Below are 20305 nucleotides of genomic sequence, written 5' to 3' on the forward strand. Positions count from 1 at the left end.
TGCTCGTCATGGTCGCCATGCGCTTCGTGCTCGTCATGGTCGCCATGCGCTTCGTGCTCGTCATGGTCGCCATGCGCTTCGTGCTCGTCATGGTCGCCATGCGCCTCGTGCTCGTCATGATCACCATGCGTTTCGTGATCGCCGTGGTCATCATGCGTGTGATTGGCGTTGCTCTGGAGCGGCTCTTCCAGAGCATGCGCCGCCAGAGGGTCAGCTGCATGCGTTTCTTCCTCCGCGTGGATGGCTTCAAAACCCTCCAAAGACACAAATACCATGCGATCTACCGCCGTATTGGTGCGCTTTAATATGCCGGTAATCTCAAACGGCGCTTCGTCATGTACTTCCAGCGCGACCGTGCCAGAACCATGGGCATTCACGATCTCTGTGCCAATGCCGTAGCTGAGCTGGTCCGCGACGTCCGCGCCAATGACCGCAGAGGACGCATCCGCAAACTTGGCACCTTCGGCAAACACCAAAGGTTCACCGCGGCTATGTTTGAAGTGCTCAAAATAGTCCTGGGACGTGCCAACAACAGGGAATCCCTTGTGGTTGTCGCCTTGCATCAGCGGCACTGTCCAGGCCACTCCGGGCATCTCCGCAACCACGTCGGCCACCTCACCGGACATGCCTGTACCCGTGGAGCCGACACCAAATAATGTGGCCAGCAGGATTTGCACGTCATTGCCGCGAGGGGCGACGATCAGATCGATCCCAGACGCGGAATTTGCAAAGGACGTGCGTGCCGAGTCACGCAGACGCTCGACGCTAAGGATCAGGGCCACACTTAAGGCAATCGCCAAGACTGTTAGCGAGGCCACAAACCGGCGGTTCCAAAGGCTTTGTACAACCAGAGTCATTGGTTTTCTCCCGCAGCAGTCAGGCTTGAAAGTTCGACCACACGATCGAAGTGTTGATCCAGACCGGTGTCATGGCTGGCCATCAGCAAAGCGGCACCACTTTCCTGAGCCTGCTGGCAAAGCAATTGCATGAAGGAGTTTTTGGCGTCGGGATCCAACGCGGAGGTTGGTTCATCCGCAAGTATAACTTCGGGCGCACCAATTAACGCTCGGGCAGCAGCCACGCGTTGCTGTTGCCCAACGCTGAGATTGCTTGCTTTGGAGGCGCCCAGAGTGTCTGGGTCTAGTTCGAGCGCTGACAATAGCCGACGGGCTTCTGTGTCAATGGCACCGTTCACACGCTGGCGTCGGCGTTTGGAGAACCTGCACGGGAGCAGGACATTGTCCACGGCGCTCAGCCAAGGCACCAGGTTAAATACCTGAAAAATAAGCCCCAGATGGTCGGCCCGAAAGCTATCCCTCTTGCTGGCGGGCAGCGTGCCGATGTCTTGTCCTGCAATCGTTACCGAGCCACTGGGGATGTCGATCACCCCCGAGATTGCGGAGAGCAGAGTCGACTTACCTGATCCGCTGGGGCCGCGTAGCATCACGCGTTCGCCGGTATCGATGTTTAATGAGAGGTTTTGCAAAACCGGTGCGTCACTACCGGGCCAGCTATGGGACAAATCGGAAATATGTATTTGGGACATAAGCTCGTTTTGGGGAAGGCGCGCCGTATCCAGCGCGCCGGATTGGGGGTCTAAACGCGTTCAACCGCCACCAGATCGCTGGTATAAAATGCGAGGTGGTCCTTGATACGTTCGGCGGCTTCTACCGGCGCCTCATAGCTCCATGCCGCATTGGCAATGGTTTGGCTTTTGGTCACAATCGAGAAGTGGTTTGCGTCGCCCTTGTACGGGCAATGCGTGGTTTTTTCGCTTGGGTCCAAAAACGCCATGGCGATGTCAGCACGTGGAAAATAGATCACCGGCTTCAGATCACCTTCGTTCAACTCCAACGCGTTGTTGCTTTCACCTAGGATGGCACCACCTGCACGGACAACCCAATTGCCTTCTGCTTTGCGGATTGTGATGTTTGTCATGTGTGGTCCCTTTCGGTTTCGCACCAGGTGCGGTTATAGTATAACATATCTTGTTTATCCAGCGGAATTTGTCAGCGTGGCGCAGGCGGCATCCAACCACATCTGCTGCTCTGCTGCGAGTCGTGGTGACAATACCTGACGGCACGTCGCGTGATAGGCGTTTAACCAGTCCAGCTCGTCTTCGTTCAAGAGGGCTGTCACCACCAGATTGCGATCAATTGGCGCGTATGTCAGGTTGCGGAACTGTAGCATCTCGCGATGGGCGTCACCGCCGGGCAGGGCGGGGGCTTCCTCGACCACAATCAGGTTCTCGATGCGGATTCCAAAGGCGCCGGGGCGGTAATATCCGGGTTCATTAGACAGGATCATGCCAACTTCCAGTGGTGTGTCGCTCACCCGGCTCAGGCGTTGAGGGCCTTCGTGCACACAAAGGTAAGCGCCCACGCCATGGCCCAGTCCGTGATCAAAGTCCTGGCCGGCCATCCACAAAGGCAGTCGGCCTATGGCCTCGATGTGGCTGCCAGCGACCCCTTTGGGGAAGCGCATACGCGAGACAGCGATCATGCCTTGCAGCACGCGGGTGAAGGCAATTTTGGCGTCTTCGCTGACCTCACCAATTGGCAATGTGCGAGTGATATCGGTGGTGCCATCGGCGTATTGCCCGCCGCTATCCAGCACCATCAAGTCCCCGTTTTGTAACGAACGGTTGGTCTCGTCGGTCACACGGTAGTGCATGATGGCACCGTTGGGACCGGCACCCGCGATGGTGTCAAAGCTGATTTCCAAGAGCGCGTTGGTGGCACGGCGGTATTCTTCCAGCTTTGTCACCACGTCGATTTCGGTCAATGCGGTTTTGTCCTGCGTGTCAAACCAACTGAGGAAATTCACCACGGCTGCACCGTCACGCAAGTGCGCCTCAGCCATGCCGGCAATCTCAGCAGCGTTTTTGCGCGCCTTGGGCATGACGCAGGGATCTTGACCGTAGCTGATGTCTGCACCGCTTTGCATCAATGCCGACTGAACTGCAATTGGGGCGCTGCCTTTGTCGAGCCGCACGGTGCCGGTCAGTTGGGCAAGGTGCGGAATAAAGGTCTCTGGTGCATGTACGCGCACAGCGTCACCACAGTGGTCCATGACATCTGACAGTTTCTCTGCTGCCATAAAAAGGTCCACTGAAGCGTCGGAATTCAGCACGGCAAAACCATGGGCCAGCGGGTTGCGGGGGATGTCGGCCCCGCGAATATTGAGCAGCCAGGCAATGCTGTCTGGCAGAGTGATCACAGCGGCGCTTTCGCCACGGGCGTTCAGGTCTGCTGCCAGGCGTGCGCGTTTGTCGTGATGGGACTCACCTGCCACAGATGTCGGGTGGCCTTTCACCGGAGCCATTGGCGGGGCAGGTTGGTCTTCCCAAATGGCGTCAACCATATTGGGCACTGGCACAAAGGTGATGTCTTTGGCCTCGGCGGCTTTGATCAGCGCCTCCATCTGGCCCACGGTATAGAGCCATGGGTCAAACCCCACCTTACCTGCGCCAAGGTGCTCCACAATCCACGGCCCTGGCAACACTTCCGGCCAATCCACGGGGGTGAACACATCCGCCACCTGCTGTTGCACCTGTGTGCGGTAGCGGCCATCAACAAACACCCCTGCAACGTCTTGCAGAACCACACAGAAACCTGCCGATCCAGTGAAGCCGGTGAGCCAGGCCAAGCGGTCATCGCGCGGGGCAACGTATTCGCCCTGATGCGCGTCGGCGCGCGGTACCAAGAAGCCGTCTAGACCTTCTGTGGCCAAAATCTCGCGTAGCGCTTGCAAGCGGCTCGGACCCTGTTCCGGGCGGGCGGTGACAGCAAAATCCTGAAACATGGGGTGGTCCTCGCGTAAAATGAATGGGCGTTCAGTGATACCCAGAGAGCAGCCATTGGCAAGTGTATTGCCTGTGGCCACAAGCAGAAAGGGGGCCAGCCCCCTCGCAGACGCTCACCCCCGGGATATTTTTAGATTGAGAATGCGGGTCTTAGCTGACTTTCCGCATCCCCATGACCCGCGCACGGGCGCGTGGATCGTTGTCAAACAGGGCGGCCAGTTGCTCTGTCATCGCACCGGCCAACTGCTCCACATCGGTGATGGTCACCGCGCGGTCGTAGTAGCGGGTCACATCGTGGCCAATCCCGATTGCCAGCAGCTCCACCATCTTGCGTTTTTCCACCATAGCGATCACGTCGCGCAGGTGTTTTTCCAGATAGTTGGCCGGGTTCACCGACAATGTGCTGTCATCCACCGGCGCGCCGTCCGAAATCACCATCAGGATTTTGCGCTGCTCCGGGCGGGCCATCATGCGGCGGTGCGCCCATTCCAGCGCCTCGCCGTCGATGTTTTCTTTGAGCAGGCCCTCTTTCATCATCAGACCCAGGTTGGGTCGCACGCGGCGCCATGGGGCGTCCGCCTGTTTGTAGATGATGTGGCGCAGGTCGTTGAGGCGACCAGGCTGTTGTGGGCGGCCATCGTTCAGCCATTTTTCGCGGGCCAAGCCGCCTTTCCACGCGCGGGTGGTGAAGCCGAGGATCTCGACCTTTACGTTGCAACGCTCCAGCGTGCGCGCTAGAACGTCAGCACAAATCGCGGCGATGGAGATCGGACGACCACGCATGGAGCCGGAGTTATCGAGCAGGAGCGTCACCACGGTGTCGCGGAATTCGGTGTCGTGCTCCATTTTGAAGCTGAGCGGGGTGGTGGGGTTGGCCACAACCCGTGCCAGACGACCGGCGTCCAGCGTGCCTTCTTCGAGGTCAAACTCCCAGCTGCGGTTCTGCTGTGCCTGTAGGCGGCGTTGCAGGCGGTTGGCTAGGCGGCTCACAGCCCCTTTGAGCGGCTCCAGTTGTTGATCGAGGTAGGCCCGCAGGCGTTCCAATTCGATGGGCTCGGCCAGCTCTTCAGCGGCAATCTCTTCATCATTGGTGGTGTCAAAGGCGATGTAATCCGGGTCGGCGTCCGAAATTGGAGGTGCAGGCGGCGGATCCAACGGCGCATCACCATCGGGCATCTCAGCCTCATCCGACATCTCGTCCTCAGCCATGTCATCCATGGTGACCTGCGCCTCGGACATGTCCTGCTGCTCTTCCTGAGATTGTTCAGGGCTGGCTTCCGTGTCCTCTTCGTCGCTGTCGTCTTGGCCTTGGCTATCCGGATCTTCCTGCTCTTCGGCCTGTTCTTCAGCGTCGTCTTGCTGATCCTCGATGTCGTCGGGATCATCGCCCAGCTGATCGCCATAGCCGAGATCTTCGATGATCTGGCGGGCGAATTTGGCAAAAGCCTGTTGATCGGACAGAAGGTCTTGCAAGTCGTTCAGGTGGTCACCAGCGCTTTGCTCGATATAGCCGCGCCACAGGTTCATCACGTTGGCCGCTGCAGGAGGCAGATCGCGACCAGTGGCCAAATGGCGGATCAGGTAGCCAGCCGCGACGGGCAGGGGGGCCTGTTCCGTGGAGGTCATATCACCATAGCCACGCCCGTTGGCTTCCTGGCTGATCTTCATGTCGATGTTGGTGGCAGTGCCAGGCATGTCACGCGCGCCCATGCCTTCGCAGCGCGCGGTTTCCATGGCCTCATAGAGATCGCGGGCGATGCCCTGACCCGGCGCATAGCGCATGTGGGTGGCGTCATCGTGATACTTGCGCTGTAACGCCAGCGCATCGGCGGTGCCGCGGGCCAAAAGCACCTCGTCACGCGACATGCGGCGGCTAACCTGGGGCAGGCGGATGCTGTCGCCGGACATGCCAGAAGGATCGACCGTATAGGACACCGATAGTTCCGGATCATCGGCCATGACTTTTGTGGCCTCAGCCAGGGCCTTTTTGAACGGATCAGCTGGGTTGTCAGTTGGCTTTTTCATAGTCGCACCCTGTCCATGGAAAGAGTTTCCCGCTGCGAGTGGTCGTTGTCCAGCCTTTCGGATGTTTTCGAAGGGCAGTGTCCGACCGCGGGCGGAAAACGAAGTGCCCGCCCATGGGGGCGGTCGGGCACTGCCCGGCGTTGCCGCCGGGCGAGGCTGTTATTTAGCCCAAGCTCACGCTTGCCGCGCTCTCCGGCAGTTCTTCGTCAAAGCAGCGCTGATAGAACTCTGCCACGGTCTGGCGCTCCAGCTCGTCACATTTGTTCAGAAAGCTCAGACGGAAGGCGTAACCCACGTTGCGGAAGATTTCGGCGTTGGCCGCCCAGTTGATCACGGTCCGTGGGCTCATCACAGTGGACAGGTCGCCGTTCATAAACGCGGTCCGGGTCAAGTCAGCAACGGTCACCATCTGGTTGATAATCTTGCGGCCCTCGGCGGTGTTGTAGTGCGGCGCCTTGGACAGGATGATCGCAGCCTCGGCGTCGTGGCTGAGGTAGTTCAGCGTGGACACCAGCGACCAGCGGTCCATCTGGGCTTGGTTGATCTGCTGCGTGCCGTGATACAGCCCGGTTGTGTCGCCCAGACCCACGGTGTTTGCGGTGGCAAACAGGCGGAAGTAGGGGTTTGGCGTGATCACTTCGTTCTGATCCAGAAGGGTCAGTTTGCCGTCATGTTCCAGTACACGCTGGATCACAAACATCACGTCGGCACGACCTGCGTCATATTCGTCAAACACAATGGCGGTGTTATTGCGCAGCGCCCAAGGCAGGATGCCTTCGTGGAATTCGGTGACCTGTTTGCCGTCGCGCAGTTTGATGGCATCTTTACCAATCAAGTCGATCCGGGAAATGTGGCTGTCGAGGTTCACACGCACACAGGGCCAGTTCAGACGGGCGGCAACCTGCTCGATGTGGGTCGATTTACCGGTGCCGTGGTAGCCCTGAATCATCACACGACGGTTGTGGCCAAATCCCGCGAGGATCGCCAGCGTGGTTTCAGGGTCAAACTTATAGGTCGGGTCGATTTCAGGAACGCGGTCGGTGCGCTCTGCAAAACCCTTGATTTTCATGTCGCTGTCGATGCCGAACACTTCGCGCAGATCAATATCTTCGGTGGGCTTTGTGTTGGTGTCCATCATGCCGTCCGCCATGTCCTCTGTCCTTCTCCCGGCAGCCCCTTTGGAGCTGCCCAAATCTATCGGCCTTTGGTGCCTCAAATCCTGCTGGATCACAAGCGAAACTCTGCAAATTACGTGGTGTTGTCACGAAACTCACAGCCATGTGCTAAGTCGTTAGTTGCTAAACCGATCCTTGGTACGCAATTTTACGACCAAAGGAGAATGGATTATGCAACGTCGCCATTTCTTATCCGCCGCAGGCGCGGCAACCCTCGCAGCCATGATTTTGCCCCGAGCAACTTTGGCCAAGGAGTTTGAAGTCACCCGCACGGAAGCCGAATGGCGTGCCATGCTCACGCCCGCGCAATACAAAGTCATGCGCGACGAGGGCACGGAGCGCGCAGGGTCGTCGCCGCTGGACAAGAACTACGACAAAGGCACGTACCATTGCCGTGGATGTGATCTGAAGCTCTACAGCTCCAAGCATAAATACGACAGCGGCACCGGTTGGCCCAGCTTCTACAAGTCGCTCCCCAAAGCGATTGGAACCAAGCCGGACCGCAAATTGCTTCGGGTCCGCACCGAGTGCCACTGCCGTCGCTGTGGGTCTCATCTGGGACACATCTTTGACGATGGTCCGCGACCCACAGGGAAACGCCACTGTCTGAATGGCGTTTCGTTGGTGTTTAAGCCCAAATGAGACCGGGTGCTCCGCCGCCGAGGTGGGGCATTAAGGTACGAAGATGAAGCCGCCCGGTCTCTCCTCCCCGAAGGAAGATCATGGGATGGAACAGACCACTCACGCGGCCATATCCTCCGGGGAATCTGTGAAACGATAGCCAAGGCCGTAAAGGGTCTCGATCGCTGTAAAGCCTGGCGCTACTTCGCGCAGCTTGCGGCGAATGCGTTTTATCTGACTGTCGATGCTGCGGTCGGTGACAAACACGTCGCCGCCATAAGCAAGGTCCAAAATATTGGCCCGGCTAAGCACTTGCCCGGGGCGTTGCGCGATGATCCACAGCACGTTGAACTCGGTGGCGGTGAGGGCGACCTCTTTGCCATCCCAACGCGCCTCGTGACGTAGCCGGTCCAAACGCAACGCCCCGCGTTGGATGACGGTCACATCATCTGCATCTCGATGGTTTGGCGCGGCGCTGCGCAAGGCTGCCGCAATCCGCGCCCCAAACACCCGCATGGAAAACGGTTTGGCGAGATAATCATCCGCCCCAAGGCGCAGCATCATCGACTCTTCGGTGGCGCTTGCGGTTGTGCTCAGCACGACGACTGGGACGCCGTAGGAATTTGTCACGCGCTCGATCACCGAAACGGCGTCTATGGATCGTTGACGGAGTTCCAAAACTACCAGGTCAACGTCCTGCCGTGCCAAATCGGTCATGGCTGTCTCCGGAGACACATGGCGCAGGCTTTCGTGGCCATCGAGGAGCAAGACCTCCTGCATCGCTGTCATCAAATGCCGGTCCGGTTCGATCAGAAGGATTTTAGACATGGCCGCCCCCCATCCGCTTCTGGCTGTGGCTGAAAACATCCTGTTTGATCGCCACAGGTTCCGGGCGCCCGCGCTGGTGTAACCAAAGCAACGGGAACAGGGCACTAAGCATTAAAGCACTGAAAAACATGGCGCCTCCCTTCTGAGATCTGATGTGAAAATCCGAAGAGAGCGTCTTGTCTCTTCGTTCATCACACAGATGGGGGAGGTTCAGGCGCTTGCTTTGGGCAAAGCTGCCACTGTTTTGTCAAACTGCGCCAATCGTGGCCGTCTTGCCAAATTCTGCTCAGGCCAGAGATTGCCGACGTTCGCCAGGCGATTGTCCGGTCCAGCGTTTGAAAGCGGAGGCAAAGGAACTCACGTCAGAATAGCCTAGCAGAAAGGCAATCTCGCTCTGGCTCATATCGCTGTTCTTCAGGTAACGGTCCGCCATAGCCCGGCGGAAGTTGGACAATACAGTCTGATAAGTGGTGTTGGCATCTCCCAGGCGCCGCGCCAGGGTGCGCGCACTCATGCCGAGATCTCGCGCCACGTCAGTCACAGAGGTCTGCCCGGTTGCCATCCGGTCCGAGATGGCTTTCTCAACCACCAACTCGATGTTGGAACGGTTCTTGGGGCGCTGTGCCAGAACCAGATCCGCGTGGGCTTGTAGAACCTTGTGCAAGCCTTCGTCTGACGTGCTTAGCGGCACATCCAATTCGGCTGTGCGGTATTGCAGGCTGTTCCACTGTGCGCCAAAGGTGACCGGACAGCCCAACAGCTTCTCAAGCTCGGCAACATTGTGTTTGCGACGGTGGCAAAAGGTAATGTGCTTCGGCAAAACTGTACGCGGCAAAAGCTTGTTGGTTCCGCTCAAAAACTGACTCACCTGAGCCTCGACGAACCGCCCGGTTTCCACAGTGGCCGGAATGTCGAACCGCCACTTAAAGATGCCTTGGTCCTCGAGTTCGGAAATGTCACTTTCCATCGCCTCAGAAAATACCTGCCCGTAGCGGGCCAAGTTTGTCACAATACAACGGATATCTTTGGAAGACCGCCCGAGATAGCCGATGAGACCAAGCTTCGCAAAGCGCCGCGTTTGGCCCCAGCGCACAGCAATAAGATCATCCTGCGTCAGGGAAATGCCGTTATCGACAATCCGCGCCAATCCCGCGAGTGGAACCAGATTTTCGCTCTCCCGGAGTTCCGCGAGGGTGAGGCCAGTGCCCTTGAGCACCTCTCTCTCGGGAAAGCCAAGCCCAATGACGTACTCGGAAAAATCGCGCCCCATGGCCGCAACATGTTTGGCGGAATTTTGCATCATGCGCTCACATCACCGCATTTGTCGCTCAAAATCAAGGCTGTGGCCACGGACTTGACGACGGAGGCCAATCTTCGCTAGAAAAGCTACCTTGGTACCAAGGTGGGGAATTCGCATTGAAGAAAGTGGAACGCGTCCAAACTGGTCTGCGGCTGGAGAAGCAGTTGCTCAAGGTGATGAAAGCCTTGGCAGAACAATTGGACATGTCGGCGGCTGAGTTGGTCGAAGGCGTGATGTTGCACGCCTTGGAAGGCAAGGCACCGTTTTCGGCAGCGACATTGGCGAAGGCGGCGATGCTCAAGGAGGTCTATGACCTGACCTTGACGGCTGAGGACGCTCACAAGCTGACAGAAGTAGGATCAGAAACATGACAGATTACCGAGTTGTTTTGGCGGCGTTGGATGCCGGCACATTGGCGCCGCAGGATTTTGATCACCGCGCTCATATTGCCGTGGCCTTTGAAGCGTTGCGGGAGGATGACTTTTTCACCGCTTCCAAGCGCATCGCGGATGGGCTCAAACGGTTGACCGTCGCGGCCGGCGTGCCGGAGAAGTTTCATGCCACCATCACGCAAGCATATATGTCGGCCATAGCGGAAGCCATGCACGCCGCGCCTGCAGAAGACGCAGAGGCGTTTCTGACGCAGAATACAGACCTCCTGAAAGGAACGTTCCTAAAAGAGCGGTATAGCGCGAACTGCTTGTCCTCTGACTTGGCGCGTAAAGTGGCGTTGTTGCCGGATCGCGTGGGCCGCGCGGCTTAAGCCTTGTCCAAAGCGTCCCGCACAGCGGCGGCGATTTTGGCGCGGGAGTCCGCGTCCATGCCTTGCATGTCGACCACAAGGCTCTCGCCTTCTTCGCGGGCGGTGGCGGGACGCCGGTTGGCCCCGTGGCGTAGCACGCGGTAGGGAATGATCTCGCGGGAAATGCCTTTGAAGTGTTGAGGTTCCAGCGCTTCAGCTTTCACCAAATCACGAGCGTGCGCATAGGTTTCGTAACTCATGACAATGCCACCAGGTTCCGCAATGCCTTCCAGTCGCGCAGCGAGGTTCGCTTCGGCTCCAATGATGGTGTAATCCATGCGGGAGTCGCTGCCAAAGTTGCCCACGTTGCAATAGCCGGTGTTGATCCCCATGCGGGCGCGAAATGGATGTTCGATCCCACGGGCGCGCCATTGCACCTCCAACTCGTCAAGACGCGCTTGCATGTCGAGTGCCATGCGCACACAGGCGCGCGCGTCTTCGGTCACGCCGTTTGTGGTGGGATCCCCAATGAAGGCGACAATCGCATCGCCGATGAACTTGTCGATGGTGGCACCGTGTTTTTGAGCAATGGCGCCCATCTCGGTGAAATATTCGTTGAGCAACGCGGTTAGTTCTTCCGGTTGCATGCGTTCCGTGGTGGCGGTGAAATCTTTAATGTCGCTAAAAAACACCGTGAGCTTTTTGCGCTCAGTACTGATCGCAACGTCGCGCTCTCCTTCAAATATCGAGCGGTATACCTGAGGTTCGAGGTATTTCGAGATTTTCAGGGACACATCTGCCAAGAAAGAGTTGTTTTCGGTGAGCTCGTCATTGGCTGCCGCAAACTTCTCGGCCAGCTGGAGCTGATGTTTGGCAAAGGCCAGCCCAAAGGTCCCGGCGATCAGCAAGTAGCTGAGTAGGAATTTGAAGGACGCCAAGTCCAGGGTCAACGGTTGGCGCACATGCACCACCTGAAGACCGCGCACGTCACCAATTTGCCAATCAGTTTTTGTGCTCTCCGGATGGCCATTATGACAGTTCACACAGGTCTCCTGCATGTAAACAGGAGCTGCTAAAGTCATCCGGTGATCAAGTAAATTGCCTTCCTCTGCGATGATCCGGTCGCGCTGTTCCTCAGGGTCTCGAAAGGCCTGTAGCGCGCGCATTTCGAAGTCTGTCATATGGCGTTGTGTGCGGCCGGCAAACGGGTGGTCGGACACAAAGTGGTAGTCCACACCTGGAAGGATTTCGGAGAACCGGGCGGACAACTCGATGGCAGCCGTGGCCGGGATCGGAAAGGCACCTTCGATGTCATGGTAGTCGTGGCGGGCTTGGGGCGCATTGGGTGCTGCCTGGACGCGGGCGACCACGTTCTCTGCATAGTAAGAGCGGACATCATCCATCAGCTTATTTAAGCTTGTTGCCTGGCGATGCAGATTGTGATGAGACAGGCTGTTGAGGTCGAGCCAAAGGGCCACAGGCAATAGGAGCACGGCGCCCGCCACCACAGTATAAAGTCGTTTTGGGTGTGCCGTAAGGTATTCAATCAGTCGCCGCATCGCCATTTCCCCGCTGTGCTCGCGCATTCACAATTCAGTGATACTCAAGCGTTGTTACAGCTCAAACGGATATCACGCATTTTTCCGTCGCAAAGAAAAAGGCGCGACCCTTCGGTCACGCCTCAACCATCGTGTCGCACCACAGTTATTTAAAGTTGCGGCTCTCTTTGATCTGATCCCAAGCCCACATGACTTCCTGCAGTTGGTCTTCTTGGCTGCGGTCGCCACCGTTCATATCGGGGTGCAAAACTTTGATAAGCTTTTTGTAAGCCTTGCGAATTTCAGCCTTGGTCCAGCTGTCTTTGGCTTCCAAAATCTCCATAGCGCGGCGTTCTGTTGGGGGCAGGCGTTTGCCCGCACCACCGCCTTTGCCCGGGTTCTGCGTTGCATTGCCGCCGAGCACCTGATGCGGGTTTTCGATGCCCAAACGGGCCCAGGCACGGGCCTCGGGGTCGGTGAACTTCTTGGTCTCGCGCTCCCAGACTTTGTCTTTGGAGTTTTGCGCGTTCAGCTCCGCCTCGGTTTTGCCGTCAAAGAAGTTCCATTTCAGGTTATATTCGCGAATGTGCTCCTTGCAGAACCACTTGAATTCATCGAGCACATCGGGTGCCCGTGGGGCGCGATAGGCGCCAGGTTCATTGCAGCCTTCATGTTCGCAAACGCGCTGTGACGTCTCTGACGCCCCTGACATGCCGCGCCGTCCCCGCGGGTTTTTCTTCTTTGCCGATTTAATCGACATGTCGAAACCAAAAGGATCTGATTTTGTCATTCGCGCACCTATTCGACTCGGAGCGGAGAGTTTACCCTAACCGGCGTCAGATTGAAGAGGCTGGAGATAAAAATTATGAGTGTCGCACAGGAAATTCACGACAAATTGTCCACCGTCTTTTCGCCGGTTGACTTGCAAGTTGTGGACGACAGCGAAAGTCACGCGGGACATGCGGGAGCCCCAGCTGGTGGGGAGAGCCATTTCATCGTCCGCATCCGTGCGGCTGCCTTTGCAGGGCAAAATCACCTGGCCCGTCACCGGGCAGTACACGCCGCTTTGGGGGCGGACTTGGTGGGGAGAATCCACGCCTTGGCGCTGGATATAGACACGGCCTAAGCGGGACTACTTGGACTGTTCCAGTGTCTCGACGCGCTTTTTTAGCGCCACGTTCACGTCATCCACAGATTCTGCCTCATCGGGATCCTTTTCCGCAGACGCGCCGGTCTTGTCGTTTTCTGCTAGCACCAGCGTATCCTCAGTGTCGGCGGCTGGCTCTGCTTGAGGCTCTGGCTTTACGGGCTCAGTGTCCGGCGCAGGCAGCTCTGCCACCTTTGGGGCTTCCAGTGTTTCTGGTTGAAACGCTGCCACATCCCCCGCCTTTGTTCGACGGAATACTAATACCGAGCGGTAGCTTGTGCTCGACCCGGTCAAGCCGCTGCGTTCCTCATGTGGCAACGTGTCGGCGCGCAGGTATTCCCAGCCTTCAGCACCCAAACGGTTCATTTCGATCTCAAGCGCATTTGCGAAGCGGCCTTCTGGCCCTTTGATGCCTTTGGCCTTTTGTCCACGTGTCGGGGCGGGGACCACTTTGTATTCATAAGTCATTGAAAAATCCGGTATTCATTGTTTGTCGGCGGTCAGCCGCGCAATCTCTTTGGTAATTTGCGTAGGCGGTCCGGATACTCCGGCACGTCCGCACTTTCCTTGAACATAGCCCAACTTGGGAATTTGTCCTGTGGGTCGCGGTTTTTGGACAGCTGGGTGCGCATCACCGGTTGGCCAAGCTCGTCGCCCAAGGCGTCCACGCAAATCTGCACCAATGGCCATTTTTCATGGTAGTCGTGACCGGCAATCATACCGCCCACTTTCACTTTTTTGAGCCAGTCGAACATCGTTTTGCCGCGCTCTTCACCGGTGTGGGCGTAGCCGTCAACATAGACAAAGTCGAAAAACTCATCCGGAAAGGCATTTAATGCCTCCTTAAAAGTCATCCGCAACAGCCAGTAATTTTGCCCCATGCCGATGTTCTTCAACGCTTTTATGTATTCCTTGGTGTCGTGTTTATCACCATAGATGTCGACCCCATAGAGCTCTTTAAAAAGGCCACTTTCCATCAACCTCTTGGAGTACCAGCCACCGGCCACCCCAAGCTCAATTCCAATGAGCCCATCGCGCTCCAGAAACTGCGGCAGCTCCTTGCGCTCTTGTATTATGTCGATCACGTCTACCATTTGGCGGCTACCGTTTCACGTGACGACAAGGAGGTCCAGCAAATTGGCTGTCTGTGATGCGCATGCCGATCAAACGTGTCACCGCTGCATCGCGGCTCACTTGCGACGAAGCCCCATGACCCGTCCGACCCGCTCCGGGCGGGGGAGCGCACTATGGGCATCCGACAGCTTGGCGAATTTGGCAAGTATCTCTTCTGGCATCGGGGCAACGCGCGGCCCGCTTTGGTCAATATGCAGCCCAACACCCTCACCGGTGGCCGAGATCCAGCCGTCAGGGTGAATAAGTTCCTGATAGAAGTGAAAGCTTTTGGCATCATAGTCGAGCAATTGAAAGCTGGCGGTGACCTTATCTCCCAGGTGCAGCTCCCGCAGGTAGCACAAATGAAACTCTGCGGAGAAAGTTGTGTTGCCAGTGCGCTCCCGATAGGCGGGACCAAAGCCCAAAATCGCGCCCAACTGGTCCACGCCGCGATCAAACAACACGTTGTAATATGCCATATTCAAGTGCCCATTGAAGTCGAGCCACTGTTCTTCGACGGCCATCGGTTTGGAGACAAATGGGGCGGTCATGGCAATCCTCCTAATGCTTTTATGCCTGTATGGCGTTCGCTCCGGTGCGGATCAACCTTTGGCTGAGGATGTAACGTAGGGGCACAGGCGAATGAAGCTGCGTTTCGCAGCTCTTCTATAGCTGAAAGTCTTTATTTTTAAGCAAAATCAAAGGGGTATTTCACAAAAGTCTAAGCGCTTTTGCGGGCCGGATTCAGGCAATGCTTAAGCTTCGCCGCCTACCGTTTCCCTATGTGTGGGCAACGGTGAGTGGCACGATGGAGTGGCGAGACAAACGTCTTTCAACAGCAATGATTTTGGTGTCCAGCGTTCTGGCTGGTTGCGGCGGCGAAGATACCCCGGCGGTGAAAGATACCGGAGGTGGGTCAGCGGGGTCATCGCTGCCGCAAACCGACAGTCAGGTTTTACTGGCGTCGTTCCTCAGCAGCCTGGACAGCGTACGCAGCCAAGCTAATCGCCTTCTCAGCGGCGATGTGCGGTACCAGGTGCAGACCGCCGCAGGAGATCAATTTGTTGATCGCAACAACAACTGGCGCTTTGATTCCAGCACGGACACAAGACTGGAAGGCAATCCCATTGAACATTCGGGCATTCATTATGCCCATGCCGCTGGCTTGACAGGTGAAGGACAGATTATTGCTTTTTCCGACAGCGGGTTTCGCACAGGGCATGAGGTCTTTACCGGCAAAAGCATCACCACGGGGTCCGGCATGTCACAAGACGACCACGGGACATCTGTGGCCTCCATCGCAACTGGTATCTCTGATGATATGATTGGTGTTGCGCCAAATGCTGATGCGATTTTTGGCAGTTTCGACACCTATTCCCAACTTGCGGAAACCGCCAACGCGGCGGCCCGTGCAGGTGCCGTGGCACTCAATAACTCCTGGGGGTATTCGGGCATGACCGCGACCCGCTCGGACTACAATTTTATTTTTGGGTCCTCCTCGGGGCGCGACTATCTCGATGCGCTGCGCAATTATGCTGATGACGGGATTGTCGTTTTTTCAGTGTCCAATGATTACACCGATGCCAATGTGGGTTTGATGGCCGGCTTGCCGGTTTTGGAGCCCACGCTGGAGGGCAGCTGGCTTGCGGTTGTAAATGGCGTGCCGACTTTACGGGGCGATGATGTTGTGTCCGCGGAGCGTGTGTCTGCTGGTTGCGGTGAGGCCGCCGCTTGGTGCATTTCTGCAAACGGCAGTTGGACAGGCGCCACCGCAAATTCCAATAACAGCTACTCCTTTGGCACAGGAACGTCTTATGCGGCGCCGATGGTTTCCGGCGCGTTGGCGTTGCTGGCCGAAGCCTTCCCAGATATGACCCATCAGGAATTGCGCATTCGGCTTTTGGCTTCCGCTGACAATGAGTTTTCTGGTTTCAGAGAGTCGGGCACAGTGGAGCTGGTTCCCGGTTTTGAGCACGCCTACAGTGAAGAATGGGGGCATGGCTTTCTGGATGTGGCCGCTGCTCTGTTGCCGATCGGGCAAACCACTGTCACCACGCGCAACGGCACAGTGGTTAACACCAATGAGCCACTTGCTGTGGCTGGTGCAGCCAGCGGCGATGCTGTGGCGCGCTCTTTGCGCAACGTGAATGTGGTTGGCAAAGACTCCCTGTCTGCGTCCTTTATGATTGATGCCTCCCAGATGGTGGCGCACCGTCAAGCTGCGCCAATGTTTGCCGCTCATGACGCAATCAACTTTGACCAATACCGCGCACCGGAGTTTGGTTCGGCGTCTTTCTTTGGCACGCGCACAGGGCTGCCGATGCAGCTTCTGGACAGCGAATATGATCTCTCAATTTACCGGTCTTATAGTGGTGGCTCGGATCGCTTTGGCCTCGGCCTGCGCCGTACATTTGATCTTGGCGGTGCCAGCTTGCAGATTGGCGGCGGTCTTGGCGAGGACACAATGAACCTGCTGTCCGATTGGAACGGAGGCACTGACACGTCTCTTATGTCGATGGATATGGCATTGTCCGCGGATGTGTCTGACAATGCTCAGATCAAATTTGCACTTGGCTACGCCTTGGGGCAGGAGGCTTCCGACTTAGGGCAGTCTGCTGATGTTTTGCTCAATGGCGGGGCCGTGACCTACGCGCATCAACATGCGTTCTCACACAATGACCGGATTAGTCTGTCGCTGTCGATGCCGGCTGCGGTGTCTTCTGGCACAACTTCGGTGGCGTTGCCGGTGGTGAATGATGCAGGGGCTGTCACGCACCAAAATGTGCCCATTGATCTGGCCCCTTCGGATCGGGAGATGCGCCTGACGCTGAGCTATGAGCGTCCGCTCACTCGTCGCACCAATTTGGGGCTGTCTTTGGCGCATGCAATTAACCGCGGCCACATTCCGGGAGCGCGGGAAACTGCTGTGATGTTTGGCTTGCGGACACGGTTCTAAGCCAATTCGTTAACACCAAAAATGCGTAACGCGTCGGTTTTGATACCAACGCGTTACAGTCGCGATACAGAAGTAATACCGATGCGGCTTTTAGCCGTTCAGCTTCTGCGCCACCAATTGGTTAACAGCCTTCGGATTGGCCTTGCCGCCGGTCGCTTTCATCACCTGACCGACAAACCAACCCGCCAGTTTCGGGTTCTGCTTGGCTTTCTCAACCTGTGCAGGGTTCGCGGCAATGATCTCGTCCAAGGCGGCTTCAATCGCGCCTGTGTCAGTCACCTGCTTGAGGCCTTTTTCTTCCACAATTTTGGCCGGATCGTCCTTGGTTTCGATATGAATTTCAAGCACTTCCTTGGCAATTTTGGTGCTGATCTCATCAGACGCCACCATCGCGAGGATGGCCGCATTGGCTTCCGGCGCGACCAGATCTTGCGGCGCTTTTTCCGCTTTGTTGGCGCGGCCCAGCACTTCGTTGATCACCCAGTTGGCGGTTTTCTTGCCGTCACCTTTGCCAACAGAGGCTTCAAAGTAGGTTGCCAGATCCACCTCGGCGGTCAGTACAGAGGCGTCATATTCGGTTACGCCGTAGTCATTGATAAAGCGGGCTTTTTTCTCGTCCGGCAGTTCTGGCAAACCTTTGGCGATATCGTCTACCCAGCCTTGTTCAATCTCCAGTGGGAGCAGATCAGGGCAAGGGAAATACCGGTAGTCATGCGCTTCTTCTTTGGAGCGCATGGAGCGGGTTTCGTTTTTGTCCGCATCATACAGCCGTGTTTCCTGATCAACCGTGCCGCCAGCTTCGACAATTGCGATCTGACGACGCGCCTCATAGTCGATTGCCGCCTGAATGAAGCGCATGGAGTTCATGTTTTTGATCTCGCAACGCGTACCGAGATGCGAGAAGTCCTGTGTTTCCATGTACTTCTCATACTGACCCGGACGGCAGATCGACACGTTTACGTCAGCCCGCAGGTTGCCGTTCTGCATGTTGCCGTCGCAGGTGCCGAGATAGCGCAGGATCTGACGCATCTTTGTTACGTAAGCGGCAGCTTCTTCAGGACCGCGGATATCAGGACGGCTCACGATTTCCATCAGCGCCACACCGGTCCGGTTCAGGTCCACAAAGGACATGTTTGGGTCCATGTCGTGTACAGATTTACCCGCGTCCTGTTCGAGGTGAATGCGTTCGATACGCACCAAACGCGCCACGCCCGGCCCCATGTCGACCAAAATTTCCCCTTCGCCCACAATGGGTTCGTAGAGCTGAGAAATTTGATAGCCCTGCGGCAAATCCGGGTAGAAGTAGTTTTTGCGGTCAAACGCGGACTTCAGGTGGATCTCGGCTTTCAGCCCCAGGCCGGTACGCACGGCTTGTTCAACGCAATACTCGTTGATGACTGGCAACATGCCTGGCATCGCGCTGTCCACGAAGGCCACATTGGAGTTTGGCTCCGCGCCAAATTGGGTGGAGGCACCGGAGAACAGCTTGGCATTGGAAGAGACCTGAGCATGCACCTCCATACCAATGACCAATTCCCAGTCATGTTTGGCGCCCGCAATCACTTTGGGCTTTGGGGTCTCATATGTCAGGTCGAGCATCGCTCACGCTCCTTGAATATCTGGCTGATCTGCGTTCTAGGCCAGCCAGATAAAAGGAGCAAGAGGGCGGGTGACTTATGGGTTTATTTGGGTGATGCCGTCGGGCGAAAAATGCACGGTCTGTCCAGCTTGCAGCCCAGCCATAAACGGCATGGCAACAGCCTGCAAAGCCACATCTCGGCCCTTGGCAGACAGGCGTTCCTTGGAAATCACACGCGACGTGTTTTCAAACCCAATCTCCGCGTGTCCCCAGATCAGCGGGTGAATTTCGCGCAAATGCTCGCGTACCACCATGTCAAACCCGGCGCGTAACGCCGGAGGCAGGTCTTCGCGCAGGCCATCCGCACCATATTGGGATCTGGCATGTTGCCAGCTGCGGTACAGATGAGCCGCCATAAGATTTGCGGAATGTTGATCCCCGCTGCGTTGCAAGGCGTCAGTGACGCCGTCGATGAAGTAGTCAACCTCCATCATTTCTAAGCCGCTAGGATCAACCAACAAGGCGTCGAACCACACCCAAGCATAAGCGCCTGCGCCCCAAATGTCGTGGGTTTGTGCGGCAATGCGATGGGCTTGCAAGTCGAGGTGGGCAAAATCACCGTACCAGCGCGGTAGGAGATAGTTGCCCAAAGCCCGCATGTGGCGCGGATTGAGTGGGTCCAGTTGGATCAGCGATTCAAACTCCGTACACAATGTGTTGAGAGGTTGGGCAGATCCTGGCAAAAGCGCACATCGTGCTGCGGAGAGCGCAGGGGAGTAGTATTGCTTGGGGCAATACCGATTCAAAATGTCAGAGGCACGATCAAAATGTGCTTGAAAAGCGTCCCGGTTCACATCACGCACATCGTCTTTGGCGGCGGCACCGCGCCACGCCCAGCCGATATCAATGTGCATATGGGCCACAACCAAAGCCATTGGATAGCTGTTTGGGTAGTCTTCTAATAGGACTTCAAGGGCTTCAATTCCTGAGAAAAAGTCCGCTCCTTCCGCAGGGCGGCCATGAAGCAACGCGTGCTCTGCAGCACGCACCACGTCCGAACGTGCGCCAAACAGCATGAGCTCTGCAAGTGGCGTGCCTGTCGCTGTGGTGGCGCGGTTTTGGTCATGTGTGTGGATCAACTCTTCTAGGTCTTCCCAGCGCTCCTGACGGGCGAGGAATTGCCCATGATCGCGAATCTTCTCGCTTTCAATTTGATCGGGCGTGGAGGCGTTGATTGGTATTTTCAGACGGCTCAAAAGAGTGCGGAACGTGTTGCTCCCATCGCCAGCAAGATCGGATGTTTCAGGCTTTCGCGGCGCGGAAAATGCCTGTCCCAAACGGCGCAAAACCGGCGCGGCCAGCGCAGATGCCGCTGGTAGCCCTTGGGATTTGGCCTGATTTTTGGAAAACAATTTCATCATAGCTCCGATCTTCTATCAGATCGGACAATGGGCGCGTATTCAGGCCAAAAAAGGG

The 20305-nt window shown here is 56.8% G+C and carries 20 protein-coding genes; 5 read left to right on the forward strand and 15 right to left on the reverse strand.

The features are described 5' to 3' along the window. From Q0955_RS11430 to cobS, 6 genes are all read right to left on the reverse strand, one after another. Positions 1 to 857 (reverse strand): ABC transporter permease (locus Q0955_RS11430; protein WP_299424377.1); only part of this gene is annotated, 857 nt, incomplete at its 3' end. Then, positions 854 to 1546 carry an ABC transporter ATP-binding protein gene (locus Q0955_RS11435; RefSeq protein ID WP_299424378.1) on the reverse strand — a complete coding sequence of 231 codons (693 nt, stop codon included), beginning with the start codon at positions 1544 to 1546 and terminating at the stop codon, positions 854 to 856. The genes Q0955_RS11430 and Q0955_RS11435, both read right to left, overlap by 4 nt. Before the next feature lie 50 nt (positions 1547 to 1596). Next, positions 1597 to 1938, reverse strand: coding sequence for a DUF427 domain-containing protein (locus Q0955_RS11440; RefSeq protein ID WP_299424380.1), 342 nt, complete (start codon positions 1936 to 1938; stop codon positions 1597 to 1599). 54 nt (positions 1939 to 1992) lie between these two features. Further along, positions 1993 to 3804 carry an aminopeptidase P family protein gene (locus tag Q0955_RS11445; RefSeq protein ID WP_299424381.1) on the reverse strand — a complete coding sequence of 604 codons (1812 nt, stop codon included), beginning with the start codon at positions 3802 to 3804 and terminating at the stop codon, positions 1993 to 1995. Positions 3805 to 3955: 151 nt separating this feature from the next. Then, positions 3956 to 5830, reverse strand: coding sequence for a cobaltochelatase subunit CobT (cobT, locus tag Q0955_RS11450; protein WP_299424383.1), 1875 nt, complete (start codon positions 5828 to 5830; stop codon positions 3956 to 3958). Between the two features lie 163 nt (positions 5831 to 5993). Beyond that, positions 5994 to 6980, reverse strand: a complete 987-nt coding sequence (gene cobS / locus Q0955_RS11455; protein ID WP_299424385.1) for a cobaltochelatase subunit CobS — start codon at positions 6978 to 6980, stop codon at positions 5994 to 5996. Positions 6981 to 7176: 196 nt separating this feature from the next. On the opposite strand from cobS, the gene msrB reads away from it, so the two are divergent. Next, on the forward strand, positions 7177 to 7647 hold the full coding sequence (gene msrB, locus Q0955_RS11460) for a peptide-methionine (R)-S-oxide reductase MsrB (RefSeq protein WP_299424387.1): 471 nt from the start codon (positions 7177 to 7179) through the stop codon (positions 7645 to 7647). Positions 7648 to 7746: 99 nt separating this feature from the next. Here msrB and Q0955_RS11465 read toward each other — a convergent pair whose 3' ends face one another. Next, on the reverse strand, positions 7747 to 8454 hold the full coding sequence (locus tag Q0955_RS11465) for a response regulator transcription factor (protein WP_299424388.1): 708 nt from the start codon (positions 8452 to 8454) through the stop codon (positions 7747 to 7749). 286 nt (positions 8455 to 8740) lie between these two features. Next, positions 8741 to 9757: an AraC family transcriptional regulator gene (locus Q0955_RS11470; RefSeq protein WP_299424390.1), complete on the reverse strand. Its 1017-nt coding sequence runs from the start codon at positions 9755 to 9757 to the stop codon at positions 8741 to 8743. Between the two features lie 122 nt (positions 9758 to 9879). Between Q0955_RS11470 and Q0955_RS11475 the strand changes: the two genes are divergently transcribed. Together Q0955_RS11475 and Q0955_RS11480 are read left to right on the forward strand one after the other, a co-directional pair. After that, on the forward strand, positions 9880 to 10125 hold the full coding sequence (locus Q0955_RS11475; protein WP_299424391.1) for a hypothetical protein: 246 nt from the start codon (positions 9880 to 9882) through the stop codon (positions 10123 to 10125). Next, positions 10122 to 10517: a hypothetical protein gene (locus tag Q0955_RS11480; RefSeq protein ID WP_299424393.1), complete on the forward strand. Its 396-nt coding sequence runs from the start codon at positions 10122 to 10124 to the stop codon at positions 10515 to 10517. The genes Q0955_RS11475 and Q0955_RS11480 overlap by 4 nt, the downstream gene beginning before the upstream one ends. On the opposite strand, the gene Q0955_RS11485 is transcribed toward Q0955_RS11480, so the two are convergent. Both Q0955_RS11485 and Q0955_RS11490 read right to left on the reverse strand, forming a co-directional pair. Beyond that, entirely contained in the window at positions 10514 to 12055 is a 1542-nt protein-coding gene (locus Q0955_RS11485; protein WP_299424394.1) for an adenylate/guanylate cyclase domain-containing protein, read from the reverse strand. The genes Q0955_RS11480 and Q0955_RS11485 overlap by 4 nt on opposite strands. Before the next feature lie 145 nt (positions 12056 to 12200). Further along, positions 12201 to 12824, reverse strand: coding sequence for a DnaJ domain-containing protein (locus tag Q0955_RS11490; RefSeq protein WP_299424396.1), 624 nt, complete (start codon positions 12822 to 12824; stop codon positions 12201 to 12203). A gap of 75 nt (positions 12825 to 12899) precedes the next feature. On the opposite strand from Q0955_RS11490, the gene Q0955_RS11495 reads away from it, so the two are divergent. After that, positions 12900 to 13160: a BolA/IbaG family iron-sulfur metabolism protein gene (locus tag Q0955_RS11495; RefSeq protein WP_299424398.1), complete on the forward strand. Its 261-nt coding sequence runs from the start codon at positions 12900 to 12902 to the stop codon at positions 13158 to 13160. A 6-nt stretch (positions 13161 to 13166) separates the two neighbouring features. Here Q0955_RS11495 and Q0955_RS11500 read toward each other — a convergent pair whose 3' ends face one another. From Q0955_RS11500 to Q0955_RS11510, 3 genes are all read right to left on the reverse strand, one after another. Then, positions 13167 to 13649 (reverse strand): DUF4177 domain-containing protein, encoded by a 483-nt coding sequence (locus Q0955_RS11500; protein WP_299424399.1) that lies wholly within the window; start codon positions 13647 to 13649, stop codon positions 13167 to 13169. Positions 13650 to 13681: 32 nt separating this feature from the next. Next, a complete protein-coding gene (locus Q0955_RS11505; RefSeq protein ID WP_299424401.1) occupies positions 13682 to 14275 on the reverse strand; it encodes a class I SAM-dependent methyltransferase in 594 nt (197 codons plus the stop codon). A 96-nt stretch (positions 14276 to 14371) separates the two neighbouring features. After that, entirely contained in the window at positions 14372 to 14845 is a 474-nt protein-coding gene (locus tag Q0955_RS11510) for a thioesterase family protein (protein ID WP_299424403.1), read from the reverse strand. 200 nt (positions 14846 to 15045) lie between these two features. Here Q0955_RS11510 and Q0955_RS11515 point away from each other — a divergent pair, with 200 nt between their 5' ends. Then, a complete protein-coding gene (locus Q0955_RS11515; protein WP_299424404.1) occupies positions 15046 to 17250 on the forward strand; it encodes a S8 family peptidase in 2205 nt (734 codons plus the stop codon). A gap of 90 nt (positions 17251 to 17340) precedes the next feature. Here Q0955_RS11515 and gatB read toward each other — a convergent pair whose 3' ends face one another. Both gatB and Q0955_RS11525 read right to left on the reverse strand, forming a co-directional pair. Further along, positions 17341 to 18849, reverse strand: coding sequence for an Asp-tRNA(Asn)/Glu-tRNA(Gln) amidotransferase subunit GatB (gatB, locus tag Q0955_RS11520; protein WP_299424406.1), 1509 nt, complete (start codon positions 18847 to 18849; stop codon positions 17341 to 17343). Between the two features lie 75 nt (positions 18850 to 18924). Further along, complete coding sequence (locus tag Q0955_RS11525) at positions 18925 to 20250, reverse strand: hypothetical protein (RefSeq protein WP_299424407.1); 1326 nt, start codon at positions 20248 to 20250, stop codon at positions 18925 to 18927. Between the last annotated feature and the right edge of the window lie 55 nt (positions 20251 to 20305).

Source organism: uncultured Shimia sp. (genome assembly GCF_947493595.1).
In the GTDB taxonomy this organism is placed as follows: domain Bacteria; phylum Pseudomonadota; class Alphaproteobacteria; order Rhodobacterales; family Rhodobacteraceae; genus Shimia.